The 15,107-nt window shown below is 63.4% G+C and carries 18 protein-coding genes; 4 read left to right on the top strand and 14 right to left on the bottom strand.

The genetic code is table 11. The features are described from left to right. Positions 1 to 408 precede the first annotated feature (408 nt). The 8 genes from NKH05_RS18620 to NKH05_RS18585 form a co-directional block, all read right to left on the bottom strand. The gene (locus NKH05_RS18620) at positions 409 to 732 is read right to left on the bottom strand and encodes a Bbp19 family protein (RefSeq protein ID WP_352858057.1); all 324 of its coding nucleotides are present in this window, start codon (positions 730 to 732) and stop codon (positions 409 to 411) included. Further along, positions 729 to 2,471 (bottom strand): portal protein, encoded by a 1,743-nt coding sequence (locus NKH05_RS18615; protein WP_352642935.1) that lies wholly within the window; start codon positions 2,469 to 2,471, stop codon positions 729 to 731. Before NKH05_RS18615 ends, NKH05_RS18620 begins: the two co-directional genes overlap by 4 nt. A 270-nt stretch (positions 2,472 to 2,741) precedes the next feature. Beyond that, complete coding sequence (locus NKH05_RS18610) at positions 2,742 to 3,893, bottom strand: acyltransferase family protein (RefSeq protein WP_352516075.1); 1,152 nt, start codon at positions 3,891 to 3,893, stop codon at positions 2,742 to 2,744. Between the two features lie 478 nt (positions 3,894 to 4,371). Then, the gene (locus NKH05_RS18605) at positions 4,372 to 4,965 is read right to left on the bottom strand and encodes a hypothetical protein (RefSeq protein ID WP_352496074.1); all 594 of its coding nucleotides are present in this window, start codon (positions 4,963 to 4,965) and stop codon (positions 4,372 to 4,374) included. Then, positions 4,962 to 5,717: a phage terminase large subunit family protein gene (locus NKH05_RS18600; protein ID WP_051409635.1), complete on the bottom strand. Its 756-nt coding sequence runs from the start codon at positions 5,715 to 5,717 to the stop codon at positions 4,962 to 4,964. Before NKH05_RS18600 ends, NKH05_RS18605 begins: the two co-directional genes overlap by 4 nt. A gap of 279 nt (positions 5,718 to 5,996) precedes the next feature. Beyond that, on the bottom strand, positions 5,997 to 6,548 hold the full coding sequence (locus NKH05_RS18595; protein ID WP_353025866.1) for a terminase large subunit domain-containing protein: 552 nt from the start codon (positions 6,546 to 6,548) through the stop codon (positions 5,997 to 5,999). Positions 6,549 to 6,627: 79 nt separating this feature from the next. After that, a complete protein-coding gene (locus tag NKH05_RS18590) occupies positions 6,628 to 7,026 on the bottom strand; it encodes a hypothetical protein (RefSeq protein WP_023718144.1) in 399 nt (132 codons plus the stop codon). Between the two features lie 3 nt (positions 7,027 to 7,029). Next, the gene (locus tag NKH05_RS18585) at positions 7,030 to 7,437 is read right to left on the bottom strand and encodes a hypothetical protein (protein WP_023718143.1); all 408 of its coding nucleotides are present in this window, start codon (positions 7,435 to 7,437) and stop codon (positions 7,030 to 7,032) included. 399 nt (positions 7,438 to 7,836) lie between these two features. Between NKH05_RS18585 and NKH05_RS18580 the strand changes: the two genes are divergently transcribed. Further along, the gene (locus NKH05_RS18580; RefSeq protein WP_353025864.1) at positions 7,837 to 8,655 is read left to right on the top strand and encodes a class I SAM-dependent methyltransferase; all 819 of its coding nucleotides are present in this window, start codon (positions 7,837 to 7,839) and stop codon (positions 8,653 to 8,655) included. A gap of 214 nt (positions 8,656 to 8,869) precedes the next feature. Beyond that, the gene (locus NKH05_RS18575) at positions 8,870 to 9,175 is read left to right on the top strand and encodes a hypothetical protein (RefSeq protein ID WP_023675713.1); all 306 of its coding nucleotides are present in this window, start codon (positions 8,870 to 8,872) and stop codon (positions 9,173 to 9,175) included. A gap of 76 nt (positions 9,176 to 9,251) precedes the next feature. Here the strand turns inward: NKH05_RS18575 and NKH05_RS18570 are convergent, their stop codons facing one another. From NKH05_RS18570 to NKH05_RS18560, 3 genes are all read right to left on the bottom strand, one after another. Then, positions 9,252 to 9,605 carry a hypothetical protein gene (locus tag NKH05_RS18570; RefSeq protein ID WP_023718140.1) on the bottom strand — a complete coding sequence of 118 codons (354 nt, stop codon included), beginning with the start codon at positions 9,603 to 9,605 and terminating at the stop codon, positions 9,252 to 9,254. 222 nt (positions 9,606 to 9,827) lie between these two features. Next, on the bottom strand, positions 9,828 to 10,259 hold the full coding sequence (locus NKH05_RS18565) for a DoxX family protein (RefSeq protein ID WP_352481623.1): 432 nt from the start codon (positions 10,257 to 10,259) through the stop codon (positions 9,828 to 9,830). A 398-nt stretch (positions 10,260 to 10,657) separates the two neighbouring features. After that, a complete protein-coding gene (locus NKH05_RS18560) occupies positions 10,658 to 11,410 on the bottom strand; it encodes a tryptophan 2,3-dioxygenase family protein (protein ID WP_352481624.1) in 753 nt (250 codons plus the stop codon). 156 nt (positions 11,411 to 11,566) lie between these two features. On the opposite strand from NKH05_RS18560, the gene NKH05_RS18555 reads away from it, so the two are divergent. Further along, entirely contained in the window at positions 11,567 to 12,043 is a 477-nt protein-coding gene (locus tag NKH05_RS18555; protein WP_031193729.1) for an Lrp/AsnC family transcriptional regulator, read from the top strand. A 24-nt stretch (positions 12,044 to 12,067) separates the two neighbouring features. Here the strand turns inward: NKH05_RS18555 and NKH05_RS18550 are convergent, their stop codons facing one another. Then, on the bottom strand, positions 12,068 to 12,541 hold the full coding sequence (locus tag NKH05_RS18550; RefSeq protein ID WP_352496077.1) for an Lrp/AsnC family transcriptional regulator: 474 nt from the start codon (positions 12,539 to 12,541) through the stop codon (positions 12,068 to 12,070). A 111-nt stretch (positions 12,542 to 12,652) separates the two neighbouring features. On the opposite strand from NKH05_RS18550, the gene NKH05_RS18545 reads away from it, so the two are divergent. Next, entirely contained in the window at positions 12,653 to 13,219 is a 567-nt protein-coding gene (locus NKH05_RS18545) for an RBBP9/YdeN family alpha/beta hydrolase (protein ID WP_352481625.1), read from the top strand. Positions 13,220 to 13,278: 59 nt separating this feature from the next. Here the strand turns inward: NKH05_RS18545 and NKH05_RS18540 are convergent, their stop codons facing one another. Continuing rightward, entirely contained in the window at positions 13,279 to 14,232 is a 954-nt protein-coding gene (locus NKH05_RS18540; protein WP_352496070.1) for a prohibitin family protein, read from the bottom strand. Positions 14,233 to 14,382: 150 nt separating this feature from the next. After that, positions 14,383 to 15,090, bottom strand: coding sequence for a GIN domain-containing protein (locus NKH05_RS18535; RefSeq protein ID WP_353025863.1), 708 nt, complete (start codon positions 15,088 to 15,090; stop codon positions 14,383 to 14,385). Positions 15,091 to 15,107: the final 17 nt, after the last annotated feature.

Here is a 15,107-nt window from a genome sequence, read left to right as displayed (position 1 = left end):
CTTGCTTGTTTGCGATGGAGCCGGCAAACTCGAAAGACGGCGACGTCTTCTTATGTACGGTGAGCGACTTCCGCACGTGGTCCGACATACCGTCATCTGGTAGCCCGGAATTCGTCGCAAATAACAAGGCCAGGAAATTCGATATCCAAGCACGTTCAAACCATCCTCAACGAAATACGATATCTTCCAACGCAGCGTGTATCAGGTCGCTGCATTTGATAGCACGACATTCATGCTCGACACGTTCGTTATGAGGACAGCAGATGTTGAAGGTCCTCCGACCAAGGCGCGGGTCACGCTGCAAACTCCAACATATCTGAACACGTGGTATTTGGACTGCGCCTTGCAGAATTGATGCACCGCAGAACCGATGGCTATTCGCGTTCAGATATCCTGTAGCCGCAAACCCTACCTCCCCTCCGCCCTCGCCGCCTTCTCCAGTGCCGCCAGTTGCGCTTCGTCCAGCATCAAAAACCCCATAATATGCTGCACCACTTCGGCGCGGGCATTGCTCAGCGCGCTGTGCAGCTCGAACCCGTTCGGCGTCTTGGTCTTGGCCAGCCACTCGCCATAGGATGGCCGGCGGTAATAACCCGTCGTCGCCGTGAGGTCGGCCAGCACCATCTCGCCGTCCTGGCCTGAGAACACCCTGAGATAGGCCTTGGCCAGCGCATCTTGCGCCTTGGCCGGGCCGCCGGCCTGGCTGGAATGGGCGAAGCGTTTGCCACTCATACGCCCTGCCCGCCCGAAGCATCTTGCACACCCTGCGGCATCAGCTCGCCGAGTCCATCCAGCAGGCCGCTATCGCGCGCCTGTACGGCCGCCGGCACCGCATCCCTGGCGACCTTGCCGGCGGCGGCGACCGCCGCCATGCCGGCCTGTTCCTGCTGGGCCTTGGCACGAGCATCGCGAATACCGGCCACCTCGTCCTGGCGGCGAAAGATGCGCTGCGGGCTGCGGCCCGCGCCCTGCACGATCTTCAGTGCTTCATCGCCGTCGATATTGTCCATGATGCCGGGATCGAATTGCGCCATCTGCATGGCCGTCGTCACCACCTGGATGGTGTCGCGGGCTTCGGCCGAGCGGCGCAGCACGTCGAGCGGGCCGGTGAAGGTCGGCCGCAGCGCCTTGCCGGCGAGGCTCGCCGGCGGCAGGAAGCGGCTGTCTTCCTCGTAAAGTCCCTTGTCTTCCAGAATACCCAGCTCGCGGTCGAGATTGCTGGCAAAGCCGGCCTGGATGATCGAGCCGGACGGCCCGAGCAGCGCGCCCTTCTCCTCCTGCCGGATCAAGGCCTCGGTCGCCGTCATCTGCGGGTTCTGCACCAGCGTCTGGAACAGGTTGACGAACATCATGTCCCGGATCTCCTCGGCCCGGCTGTCGGCATAATTGAACGCATAGGTCGGGTTCTGGCCGGTGGCGATGGGCGCGATCAGCGGCCGGCCGGCATCGTCGATCAGGCCCGGATAATTCTCGCCGGGATTGAGCACCGGCACATAGTCGAGCCGCGCCTTGGACGCGGTCGCCGGATCGGTGATCTGCTGCAGGGCGCGCAGGCCGGAGCGCCGCACGGCGTTCTCCTCGCGCACCGTCGTCAGCGCCTCGATGGTCGGCGAGATGCCGTAGGGATCGCCCTCGTAGCGGCGCCAGTTGAAGCACGATACCGGGAACGAGCGAAAACCGCTTTCCCTGACGATCACCTCCTCGTCCTCGATGACGTGATAGGAAGCGAACGCCGTATCGAGATACTGATAGGTGCCGCTCAGACTGTACATCTTGCGCTCGTCGCGCGGCTGGATGCACTGGATCAGCGAGATCTTCGTCTCGCATTTCGAGGGGTCGTCGACCAGAACCTTGATCCGCACCGGCAGCTTTTCATAGCCGAGCAGTTGCGCCGCCTGCCGCGCCGTGCGCTCGTAGCGGCGGTGGAAAATATCGACCTGGCCCCAGCGGTTGCGCGAGAGATAGCCCTCGACCACGGGGATCGAGGCATAGCGGATCAGCGTGCCGCCAAAACCCTCCTCGGCGTAGAGATAGGCTGGGCCGTAGCGCACGACATTGCGCAGGCATGCCTGTGTTGCCGGCACGAAGTTCGAATTGGCGGAGTAGCGCAGCGAAAACAGGAAATCGCGCAGCGCTTCCGCCCATTCCTTTTCCTCGTCGGTTTCCTCGTCGTTGATTGCCGCGGTCGACAGCCCATGCCATTTCTCTGACTGCGGGATGATCAGGCTTTCCAGCCCGGCGGCCAGCCGGTTGGCGGCCGAGTTGATGGTGTTGGCGTAGACGCGCGCACCGCGCCGCTCCTGCCGTTCGGCCTGCGAATCCGTGCCGGCCTGGCGGCGGCCGCTCCACATATCGGGCGCATCGGGGTCGCAGAATTCGGACACCGCCTCCCAGACATGCTCGTACTGGCTGCGTTCGCTCTCCAGTTCTGCCTGTCGCGACAGAATATCGCGAGCACGGGAATCGCTCATGGTCAGCCTCGCTTGATGGATTTGATTGAAAAGAAGCGGCGGGACGCCGAAGCTGCCGACCTCCCCCTTGTGGGGGAGATGTCCGGCAGGACAGAGGGGGGCGCGAAGGATCGCAAGCCTGCGTTTTTTATGTTTTTCCGACCGGATTCGCCCAACCGGAATTCGCCTAACGTCGCGTTACAAATGATCCACAAGCCGGCGGGACAGCGCCCCCCTCTGCCCTGCCGGGCATCTCCCCCACGAGGGGGGGAGATCGGCAGTTTCAGTTGATCATGCGCTGCCCTCGAGCGCCGGGCTCCGCCCAAAACGCTGCACCACGAAACGTCCCATCTTCTGGCCGGGCACTTCGATCAGCGTGTAGGTGATCCAGGACAGCAGGCACACCACCGGCAGAACGACGACAGTGACGACCGCAAAGCGCAGCGGCGCCGACAATTCGTGGCCGAACTGGGTGATGACCAGGGCCGCGACCGGCTGGAGAACCAGCAGATGGATCAAATAGATGCTGAAGGAAAGCTCACCCATCAGATGAAAGAACCTGTTGGCGAGCGTCATGGCGATCTTTCTGGCCACGATGCCCATCATTCCCGGCAGCATCCGGTAGAGAACCAGGGCAAAGAAACCCAATACGAGCGCTTCCCGCATCAAAAGCTTGCCAAGCCCATAGCCGCCGCCGAAGGGCAGCGCGGCCAGAGCCATGGCCAACGCCAGATAAGCGAAGGGCCGCTTTTGCCTTTGATGGACGACGCCCGCCAGCAGCATCCCGCACAGGAAAATCTGCATCTTCAGCGGCAGGAACGACGGCATCGGAAAATGCACCGACAATTGCCCCATCAACAACACGATCGCGCTGCCGGTGGCCGCTACCAGAATGGCGCTCCATACCCAGTCAAGCCTGCGCACCAGCAGCATGATCGCCGGAAACACCGCATAGAACTGCATCTCCAGCCCGAGGCTCCAGTCCGGCAGCGGCGTGCGATAGGCGAAATTCGGCACCAGGCCGAACAGGAACAGCAGATGGGCGCCAATATTCTTCAGGCCGCTGTCGAGATAACGCTCGGGCGCCTGCGGCGACCTCAGCAGGAACTCGTCGATGACCATCCTCGACTGGTAGAGATAGGGGCCAAGCGCCAGGGCAGCGAACAGCATGATGTAGAACAGCGGCGCTATCCTGAAGTAGCGGCGGGTCCAGAATTTCAGCCAGGTTTCCGGCCTTTGCCAGGGCTCCTTGTCCTGGCGCAGCTGGTAATGGAACACCATCAGGAAGCCGGACAGCATGATGAACAGATCGACGCCGAGGTCCGGTTCGCCGAGGATAGGAACCTGCCAGCCGGTCAACAGCAGGCAGTGCCCGATAAGCACCCAGATCGCGGCGAGCGCCCGAAGCCCGTCCAGGCACTCGATGCGCGATGTTTCCGTCATGCCGAACTTCTCGATAGCCATGTTGCAATGCAGCATGGCGGCTGAGGGAAGAATGTCAACCGTGCGGAAGGAACACGATTTGCGCTCGGTTGTTACGGAAAACGCGGAAGCTGCGATCTCCCCCCTCGAGGGGGGAGATGGCCGGCAGGCCAGAGGGGGGCGCGAAGGAACGCCAGCCTCTGTTTTCGTTTCCCGCCGGAATGAGCCGATGGCGGCAACTTACAAATTGATCACCAAGGCCGGCGGGACAGTGCCCCCCTCTGCCCTGCCGGGCATCTCCCCCACGAGGGGGGAGATCGGCAGCATCACCCGCCTCTCTTCTTCACCAACCTTGCGTGCCGGCGCCAGTACCACCACGCCAGCACGCGGTTGCGGAACACTCTTCTCATCGCGCCCATGTCAAACCCCCAGCAGCACGCGGCGCTGGCCGGTGAGCTCACTGGGCGACAAATCGGTCTTCACCGTTCCCGCGGTCCCATCATTGGCCGCCAGCTGGGCCCGCAACGCGGCCTCGCGCGCCTGCACGTCCTTGTCGGCAATGGTCGGTGTCGGCGGCAACGGCTTCAGCGCCGGCGGCTTTTGAAAAAGGCACATGGTTTTCTCCAAAGTGAGAGATTCTCGTCCAGTCGTAGAGCAGAAAATCCTCGCCGTTCCGGCCGTAGCCCGGCAGGCGGCAGCGTTGCGTGGCACCAAGCCGGGCCAGCCAGCGCAGCGCCAATTCATTGGCGGCCAGCGCTCGCGCCTCGACCCGCCAGGCGCCGTGCGCCGCAACCTGCGGCCCGAGCACGGCGTGAAAGAATTCCGTAATCCCAGGCACGCAGCGCCTCATGCGGCGCGTGCCCCAGCTCCAGGCGATCCACAGCCCGCTGCGCTGTTCGGCGGCGCCGAAGCCGGCCTCCGGATTGCCGTCGAGCTCGGCAACATAGGCAAACCCCTGCAGCGCCGTCAGCGCCAGCAAAGCCGGCGACCACTCGTCGAACTGGCAGTCGATCTCGGCTCGGTCCTCCGGCCGCAGGTTGGCGGCGATATAGGAGAGATCGCGCAGTGTGGCGGGGATGATGCGGATGGTCACCGAAACGCCCCCAGCGGATCGGCCTGCCCCGCCTTCCGCCGCGCGGCTTTGAACACCGCCGGGTCGACCACCGCTTCCCTCAGCATCATCACGCCATAGCGGGTCGCCGCCATCAAATCGTCGCGCAACTTCACCACCTGGCCATCCCGGCGGTGATAGAGCCGGAACTCCTCGAACCACGGCAAAAGCGTCGAAAACACCTTGAAGCGGCCTGATTGCATGCGATCGAGCATGTCCATCAGCCCGGCCTCGACCGATACCGAACCGTCGGCGAACTGCGCATGGCTGGCGAGCATGTTCAGCCCATGGGCTGAATATTGCTTCGCAAGTGCGGTGCCGGCGCCTTCCAGCGTCTCGCGGCGGCCGTCGCGCGGCCATGCCCATGGCAGCCATTCGCCCCATGGTTTCAGAGTCAGCGCCTGCATGGCGGGAGTCTGCTGCGAAGCGCGGCAGGCCTTTGTGACATAGACGACGTCGGCCTCCGTATCCCAGGCGAGCTCGACCGCCGCCGAGGGATGGTCCCAGCCGAAATCGAGTGCGCCGAGCCGCGGCCAATAGCGCGGCAGCGGGAACGGCTCACAGGCGATCAGCTCCTCGGCCACCGGAAATATGCGGCCGGAGCCGAGCACCGGAATGCCTTTGGCCCGCGCCTCACGCTCATGCGCCGGATAGGCGGCAATGATCTCGGCGCGCTGCTGCGGCGTATAATGCTCGGCATCGTCGATGGTCATGAAGGTGACGTGACGGGTCATTGTTTTCACCCTCGCGGCATTGAATCATGGTGGCAGGTGTTGGACGTATGCTGCTGTTCGGTAAGATGTTTTCATGATGGCGGGACAGCGCCCCCCTCTGTCCTGCCGGACATCTCCCCCTCAAGGGGGGAGATGGCAGCTTCAGCGTCTCGCTTATCCGCAAGCATTGGAGATTGGCGAAAGCCAATGCGACATCCAATCTCCCCACTAGAGGGGGAGATGTCCGGCAGGACAGAGGGGGGCGCGAAGGAACGCGAGTTGCGCGATTTCGCAGCGCTGTCATCCCCTCCCCATCCCTCCCACCTGCTCCGCGGACAAAAACAGCAGCACCACGTCCGACATGCCGAGCAGCGGCGTGAAGGTGACGATGGTGATGCCGCCGGTGGCGTTGGTGCGGGTCAGCCCTTCGGAATAGATGTCGAGCGGCGGCTCCTCGTCGAACCAGACGCCGTGCAGCGTTTCGCCCTGCCATTTCTCGCGGCCTTTCTCGTAGCTCTTGAACGACAGCACCGATTCGTAGGCCTGGACATCGCCGCCGCCGCCCCAGCGCACCACGACGCTGTCGAGCGCGCCCGGCGCCCGTCCCGCCATCGTGCTGACGAGGGCGTCGGCCGGGATCATCCCGGTGCCCCAGGCCGCCTGCTGCTGTGGCGGGCCGATCAGGATGCGCTGCGGGTTGTCGCGCGTGCTTTCACCGGTGACGCCGGCCGCCCACATCCGTACCGCACAATCGAAAACCTTGCCTTGCCACCAATCGGGATAGCGGCCGGTGAGGTGCATCGCCCACTCGGCGCCGCCCGCCCTGGTCTTGCCGAGCTGGTTGCCGGCCATGAACAGGCGCTCGCGATTGGTCGCGCCGGCTGCGTGAAATTCGGCCTGTCGGGGATAAGGCCGATAGGCGGCAAGCTGGTTAGTGCGGCGCCTCCGGTCCAGCTCCGCCAGCAGGCTGAGATATTCCTTCCTTGCCGCCCGGCTGGGCGAAGCCTTTTGCGAAGTCCGGCTTCTCGAGGAACGGCCTAAGGACGGCTTCGAGGCCGCGGATGCGCTGCCTGATTTCGTCATCGCTCAATGCATCCAGATTGTTGATGTTGACACTAAGATCCTTGGGCAGCACCGAGAGCACGAGCTTCAGATACTGATCGGGCTTTTCGGCGCGCACCTCGGCGATGACGCCGGCGCCATGGGCGCGGAAATCGGCGCGGATCGCTTCGAGGAAGCCGTCGGCCAGCGTCTTCTTCGCCCGCTTGGTTCGCTTGCCGGGTGCTTGATCGTGCGGCTGGGGATCGCCGGTGGAAGGAGCCTTGGCCATGCCCTACTCTGCCGTCCCGGCGGAGATCGCCGGCTTCTTGTTGGCTGGCCGCACAATGCGCTTGCGCGGCTTGGCCTTCTTGCCGGCGCGTGCCGACTTCGGCTTGTGCGGCTGGCTCGCCGGCTTCGCATCAGTCAGCGTGCCGGGCTTCATCGCACCGGCGTCAAGCAAGGCATTCAGCCGTGCCCTGAGAATTGCCACCGCCTTGCCGTCGAGTGCTTCCGACGGGAAGCCGAAGCCGCCGACCGCATCGACGATACCGCCACGCAGCATACCGATCCGCACGCCGGCGGCGACCAGTTCGAAGCGGCCGATGCGTGCATAGGGTGCGGCGCCGGCGAACTCGCCAATGGCGCTGACGACCTCGTGGCCGTCATCGTCGGTGATGATGGTGGCGTAACGGTTGGACATGGGGATGTTCTCTGGGGTGGGCGCACGAGCGCGTTGCGGGATTCATGGTTGGTGATTTCGCGGTTCCGACGATCGTCAGGTCGCGTTCCTTCGCGCCCCTGTCCTGCCGGCCCCACAGCTGGCAGCTCACGTAACGTTTGGTCGAAAAGGAAGCCTGAAACAAAAAACCCGCCTCGGCGGGCGGGTCGTTGGAGCCAATTGGCACCATACCCAAATTAGTAGCATAGCTGCCGGCACAAAGCAAGAACAAAATGTGGCATCAGCGGAAAAAAATGCACTGACGACCTCGCACCCTTCATCGGTGGACGGCTGGAAAGAGGGGTTCTTTGGCGAGAAAGGCGGGGCATTGCGTGAGACTTGCGTTGATGGGATGGTGTTTGCGCTTGAGGGGAACGCGTCATGGACAATGTCACCAGTCACTACGGCAGCGACGGCATCATCGATCGCATCTTGGCCGCGATCCCGGACGCCGACCCGGCCGGCAAACTCGCCGCCGCGCAACTCTATCCATTCGATCAGCTCCATGGCCGCGAACTGATCGCCACGCGGGAGCATGCGGCCCGTCTTGCGCCTTCGCCGACAGATCGGATCCTGGATATCGGCAGCGGCATTGGCGGGCCGGCAAGGTTTCTGGCCTCGACCTATGGCTGCCAGGTCGACGGCATCGACCTGACGCCGGCCTTTGTCGCCGCGTCGAGCCGACTGACCGCCCTCAGCGGATTGTCCGACAAGGTTCGCTTCCATCAGGCCGACGCGACGAAATTGCCTTTTGGCGACAGCACCTTCGATGCGGCGATCTGCTTCTATGTCGGCATGAACATCGAGAATAAGGCCGCGGTCATCGACGAGGCCTGGCGCGTGCTGAAACCGCGGGGCAGGCTGATCTGGACCGAGGCCGTGCTCGCCGGCGGCGCGCCATACTACCCCATGCCATGGGCGGTTTCGCCGGCGACCAGTCACCTCGCCGATCGGGAAAAATTGAAAGCCCTGTTTGCAGATGCCGGGTTTCGCATCGACGAGATCGTCGACGAAACCGGCGAACATGTTGAGCTGGCGCTGCAGAGAGCCAATTCCGGCATCGTGCCCTCGCCGACGCAGCAGCAGGCAAATGAAATCGTCATGGGCGCGGAATTCCTGCAGCGCCGCCGCAACTACATCCGAAGCCTGAGTGACGGAAAGCTCGCCTCGCTCGCCGTGATCGTCTCCAAACCGGCCTGAAACAAAAAACCCGCCTCGGCGGGCGGATCGTTGGAGCCAGTTAGCACCGTACCTAGATTAGTAGCATAGCTGCCGGCACAAAGCAAGAACAAAATACGTTGCGGCGGCAAAAAATGCGAGGTGGTGGGCGAAGCACACCGGCCGGCGAGACGCCACCGTCCGGATCAGAACAGGCATTCGCGCGTTTGAAGCTTAGCCAATGGGAGCAAAAGCCATGAACGTCGCCAATCTGCAACTCGAAGGCCTGCTTATGGCCATCGCATCGATCAATCAGGTCCTGGTCCGCAAGGGCGTGCTCTCTGTCGAGGAGATAGACATCGCCTTGCGCAAGGCCGAAGCCAGCGAGACCAACGAGGAAAGGTCCGAAGGCATGTCGGCGTCGAGCCGCGACGCCGTCAACTTCCCGATCCGACTGCTGGAGTTGGCCAATCAGTGTCAGCCGGAGACGGACATGCCGTCCTTCTCGAAACTGGCGCGCATGGTCGGTCAGATCAAGGAACCTTACAACGACCAGATGTGACGCGGCGATCATAACTGGCGCCGCGATCGGAGTTGACACAGCGATAACGGCTGCCGTGCCGGGCTGGCGGCGACTGCTAGCGGCCCTGCATGATCCTGATGACCTTGCTGTTGTCGGCGGTTGGCGAATGCAGCTTCACATAGTCGGCGTAGGTCAGTCTGCCACTGGCAATGGCATTGCTGATACGGCTGCACAGGGCCGTCTCGTACTTCGCCACGCTCACATTCATGAACGCAGCGTAAGTCTTCTTTTCGCCGAGCGACGTGGATTTCTCTCTTGCAATGCAGTCCTTGATGACCAGGCGCTTCACGGCAGGGCTGCCTTCAAGCGTGGCATGCATCGTGTTGAATTCGCCTTCGGTCAACGTGGTGCAGCCGGCAAGCAGTGACGCGCCGATCATGGCGGCAGCAAAACGCGTGGCGATGTTCATGAATTCCCCCTCAAGACCCGTGTCTTGCTTAGCCCGTCGAAAGTTGGAAGTACAGAGGGAATGCAGGCGCCTCTACAAAAAGCATAAACCTAGAACGCCCGTTACTTTAGCTGTCGCTTTTATTGCAGTCGACCTGCGATGGCCTGAATGACGGGACCCGGCCGTCCTCGATGTCACGACGATGCTGGTGCGGATCGAGACGCCGGATCCGAAATTCCGGCATCACCCCCTGCCAAGCTTCAGCGCCAGGACGCGGCCTGGCCCGTGCACGGCGGCAAACAGCAGCCCGGCCAGGAAGGTGAAATGGTCGACGAAGAAGCCGAACTCCGCCTGGTTGCCGGCCCAGTGCGATGGCCCGTGGAAGGCGAAGCCCAGGAACAGCACATAGGCGCCGGCGACGAGTGCTGCCCAGGAGAAGAAGGCGCCGGTCAGGAAGCATAGGACGAGGACGACCTCGAGCAGGGCTGCGCACCAGGCCAGGAACAGCGGGAACGGAAATCCGGCCGCCGCGATATAGCCGGCGGTGGCGCCGATATCGATGAATTTGAAGGTCACGGCCATCAGGAAGACGGCGGCAAAGATCAGGCGGGCGACAAGGATTGCCGCGGTCTGCCACGGCGACTGAACGGATGATTGAGTGGTTTCCAAGGTCATGATGTCCTCCCAAGAGTTGCGACGGTTTCGCCCCAAGGACGCACCACCAGCCGCAAGCCCGACATCATCCCCCGAAAAACCTGCAGGATACAAGCGCGTAGCGGGCCAGACATTGCAGAACCTGGTTCCTCGCCCAATGGAGGCAGGGCGCATATGGGCATGTGCCCCCTCACCCGGATTGCCAACCTAATTCCGACGGGCATTTGGGGGAAATCCGACCTCTCCCCGAGGGGAGAGGAGGTCGCCTGCGTTGATGCCAGCCTCTTCTCCCCAGCGGGGAGAAGGTGGCCGCCCACGGGTCTTGCCTCCGGCAAGCCCGAGGACAGGCTCCGCGGCCGGATGAGGGGGACTCCCTATCGATTGTCTGCCTTTACTAGGGCGAGGAACCAGGTTCAGGACTACCCCACCTTGGCCCCCGGCTTGCTGATCGGCTCCCGTATCGTTCCATACTGGCTGCCCCAGCGGTCGGTCATCGCCCAGCGTATGTCCCAGAGCTCCGGGAAGAAGCGGTGGCGGGCGCCGGCCTCCAGCAATTCGACCGGCCGGCCCTTCAGCGATTTCGCGCCGAGGCCGATCGTGCGGTGGATGAGGTAGAGGTGGTTGGCGCGGAATTTCTGGAACAGCTCGTCGAACTCGACCAGCGCTTCGGCAACGACATAGCTGTCGCCGTGATCGTAGCCGGCATCGTAGACGTCCTCGACCGAGAGCCCGCGGCCATCGAGGTAGGACGCCTTGAAGGCCCGCCACAGATCGGGCGGCAGCCGCAGCAGCTGCTTGAAGCCCGGCGATTCCTGGCCGCTGCCATTGCCGAGCTGCAACCGGATCTGCTGGTATTCCTTGGGCGACATGGTTTCGAGCAGGTCGAGCTGCGCCGTCATCATGCGCATCAGCCGGTGCACGCGCCCCATCAGCGTGACGATGCGATGCGTGTCCTGCTTTTCCAGGAAATCGACGACGTCGACCAGCGTATAGGCGATGAGCTTCATCCACAGTTCCTCGACTTGATGCACGATCTGGAACTGCAGCTCGTCGGCATTGACCATCTCGGCCAGCGGCTTCTGGCAGGCGAGCAGCCTGTCGCATTTGAGGTAGACGCCATAGTCGCGCATCTCAGGCGTTTCGATGCGGGCATAATAGTCCTGCTTGTCCATGGCCATGCTCCTTGCCCCGGCCGTCGGGCCGCAGGCGCTTGTTGGGTCCCGGTCCCCGAGTCTAATCGCTTTCTTGCCGAACATTGTCCCTTTCTGTTATTCGGCTGGCGGGAAACAAAGGACAAAAACTGCATCTGAAGCGGAAGGAAAGAACGAATGCTGCTGGATGCGGTCGACCGGAAGATCGTCGCGGCGCTCGAACGCGATGCCCGCATCTCCTTTGCCGCGCTCGCCGACGAGGTTGGCCTGAGCAAGACGCCGTGCTGGAAGCGGGTCAAGGCGCTGGAGGACGCCGGCGTCATCCGCGGCTACTCGACCCGCATCGACCCGGCCAAGCTCGGCTTCGGCATCGAAGCCTTTATCCAGGTGTCGATCGATTTCGAGCTGTCGGACGCCTTCGAGGCGGCGGTGCAGAAGCATCCGCTGATCCGCCGCTGCCACGCCACGACAGGCGAGGCCGACTATCTCCTGCAGATCGTCACCGTCGACATGATGGCGCTCGACAGGATGCTGCGCGAGGAGCTCAGCCGGTTACCCGGCGTGCGGCGCACGATCACCTCGATGGCGATGCGCGAGATCAAGGGCGGCATCTCGTTCGCCAATGCCGTCGGGCATACGCAGACAAAGCGATAGACGGGCGGCGGGGCGGCGCCCCGGTCAGGCCCTCGTCACCAATTCGCGCCCCAGCCGCTTCGGTGGCTCGGCGCGCAGAACCACATTTGTCGTCACCGTGCCGTAGTGGCCGATGCTGTCGACGATGCTTTCAAGGTCGGGCGGTGACGGGACCACGACCTTGACCAGAAAACAGTCCTCGCCGGTCACCCGCAGTACCTCGATCACCTCCGGCAACTGGGCGAACTTCTTCAGGCAGGCCTGGATATGCTCATGCGTGGTGCGCAAGCGGATGACCGCCATGGTGCCGAGCCCGAGCGCTGCCGAATTGATCACCGCCTTGTAACCGGTGATGACGCCGCGCTCCTCCAGCCGCTTCACCCGTTCCGAAGCGGCGGGCTGGGACAGGCCGACGCGGCGGCCAAGCTCGGAGATGCCGATGCGGGCATCCTCCTGCATGATCTCGATGATCGCCAGATCGGTGGGATCGAGCCTTGGCCGATAATCGCCGTTCCGCATGATCACCTTTAATCCATCGGATTTCTTCGCTGCTTTCCGATGATCTCTCATTCCGCCGCCTGGGAGAAGACCTAGAATTGCGCGCGTTGCATCAGGAGAGAAGGGCTTCGCATGACCGAATTCATCATTGTGCCGGGCATCGGCGGATCGGGCAAAGCCCACTGGCAGACACGTTGGCAACAGGCGGACCTGGCGATGCGGCGGTTCAGCCCGGCGAGTTGGGACGCGCCGGACTTCGACGACTGGGTGGCTGCGCTGGAAGCCGCTGTAGGCCTGGCAAGGACACCACCGGTGCTCGTCGCCCATAGCCTCGGCTGCCTGCTAGTCGCGCACTGGCAGCGGATCTCGCCCCGCGAGGTCGGCGGCGCGTTGCTGGTTGCGGTTCCGGACCCTGCGTCGCCGGCCTTCCCCTCCTCCGCCCGCGCCTTCGCCGAGACACCGCAACAACGGCTTCGCTTTCCCTCGCTGATTGTCGCCAGCACCAACGATCCCTACGGCTCGCTGGACTATGTCAGGGCAAAATCCGAGCGCTGGGGCAGCGATCTCCATATCGCCGGACCGCTTGGCCACATCAATGGCGACAGCGGGCTCGGCGACTGGCCGGCGGGAATGGAGCTGCTGACGGCTTTTCTCGGGCAAACGCAAGCAAGCGCCCGAGGCGCCGTGCTTCAGCCGTGACCGCATCAGGACGGCTACCGCGCCGCCGCCCTGACCTGGTTGCGCCGCGATGCCGCGCCTCAGTTCGATGCTGCGGCCGGCGAGCTGAGTTCGAGGAACGGTACGGTTGAGCCCGGGATCATCGACTTCGGCAATTCCCCGTTCCATCTCTCCGCCTTGGTCAGTTCGACCAGCAGCGGATTGTTGGCGATTGCGGCGGCGCGGGCCTTGATGGCTTCCGCGGTCGCCTCGCCTTCGATCCTGGTCTTGTAGGCGCTGGCTTCGGCTTCGGCCTTGACGCTGTCGGCGCGGCCCTTGGCCTGGGTGACGGCGATGTCGGCCTTGATCTTTTCCTGCTGCAGGTTTTGTTCCTGCTTCTGCACCTCGACCTGCGCCGTCATCCTGGCTTCGACCGCCTGCTCGTAGGCGTCGGAGAAGTCGATGTTCTCGACCTGCACGCTGTCGATCATCACCGGGCCATCGGTTACCGCCGCAATGGCCTCGGCGACGTCCTTGTTGAACTTCGCCCGGTTCTGGATCACCGACACCGCGTCGTACTGGCCGAACACCGTCTTGATTTCCTGCGGTGCTTTCCTGGCGATGACACGGTCGGCCAGTGCCTCGATCGACCCGTAATTGGTGTAGACGTTGCTGACTTCGGCGGCCGGCACGTGGAAATTGACGGTGACGCGCATGTCCGCCGGCTGCTGGTCGCGCGAATAGGCCTGCATGGCCGGCAGGCCGCTGCAATCGTTCTGGTTCTCGCAGCCCCATTTGAGCACCTGCTGGCGCAGGCTGATCTTCTCGACGCGCTGCAGCCATGGCAGCTTGAAATGCAGCCCGGGATCGACGACCGAGCTCAGCGCCCCGTTGGTCAAGAGCACGCCGCGGTCGCCCTGGTCGATCGTGTACCAGGATCCCAGGAGCGCAAAGACGCCGAGCGCCACGATGACGAGGGCGATCAGGCCGGAACCGATCGACGCCGTCCCCGGCTTGCCCTGCGGACGGCCCGAATTGCCTCGCGTATCGGTCATTGCCCACCCCAACTTGATTGCCCGTGCTGGTTTTGCCCACAATAGTGGCGGCATTGCAATCCTCTGGACATGGAAGGATGTTCGCGCCGGCCGGTCGGACCGGCCGGGTGGTTCGGGCCGGCCAGGGCAATTCCCTACGCCGAAATTGCTTTACGGCACCTGCGTAATGCTGCCGCTGCCTCTGACCTCCGAACGCCGCATGGTCGGGTGCCCATAGACGTCGCCGTCACCGCTGCCGGAAATCGTGACGTCCGCATACGCTTGTGCGGTAATCTCCGCATCGCCGCTGCCGCGGATCTCGATCCGCGCGGATTGGGCGATAAGGTTCCTGAGCCGGCCGGTGCCCGAACCGCGGATATCCAGATCGACCGTCTGGGCGGTTCCGGTTGCGGTAACGCTGCCGCTGCCGCGGATGTTCAGCTGCAGCCCGGGCTGATTGATCTGCGACAGGGCAAGGTCGCCGCTGCCGACCACTTTCCAGTCTGAAATTGCCGGCCCCGACACGCTGACATCGAACCGGGACGCGAACCAGCCCGGTTCGCAATCCAAGGTGAGCCTGCTGCCTTCCATCCGCACATGGTCGATCAGGGTCGACTCGCCGCTGACGACGGCCTCGGCCTTGTCACCCAGCTGATAACGGACTGAAGCCGGCAAAGCGATCGTGAAACTGCCGTCGTTGCGGAACGGCAGCGTGACCTCTTTTCTGGTCGATGTGGTTGCTCCGCAGGTGGATTGTCCGCCAATCCATGAACCCCCGGCGTTGATCCAGTCCGGCCCGGCCAGCCCGATGCCGACGGCCAGGAAGAGCGCGGCGCCGGCCAGTCCCGCCGCTGCGACGAATGCCAGTTTTCCCGTCATGGTCCGTTTCCTTCAAC

The organism is Mesorhizobium sp. M1399 (assembly GCF_040317735.1).
GTDB lineage: Bacteria > Pseudomonadota > Alphaproteobacteria > Rhizobiales > Rhizobiaceae > Mesorhizobium.
This window is presented reverse-complemented; position numbering and strand designations above follow the sequence as displayed.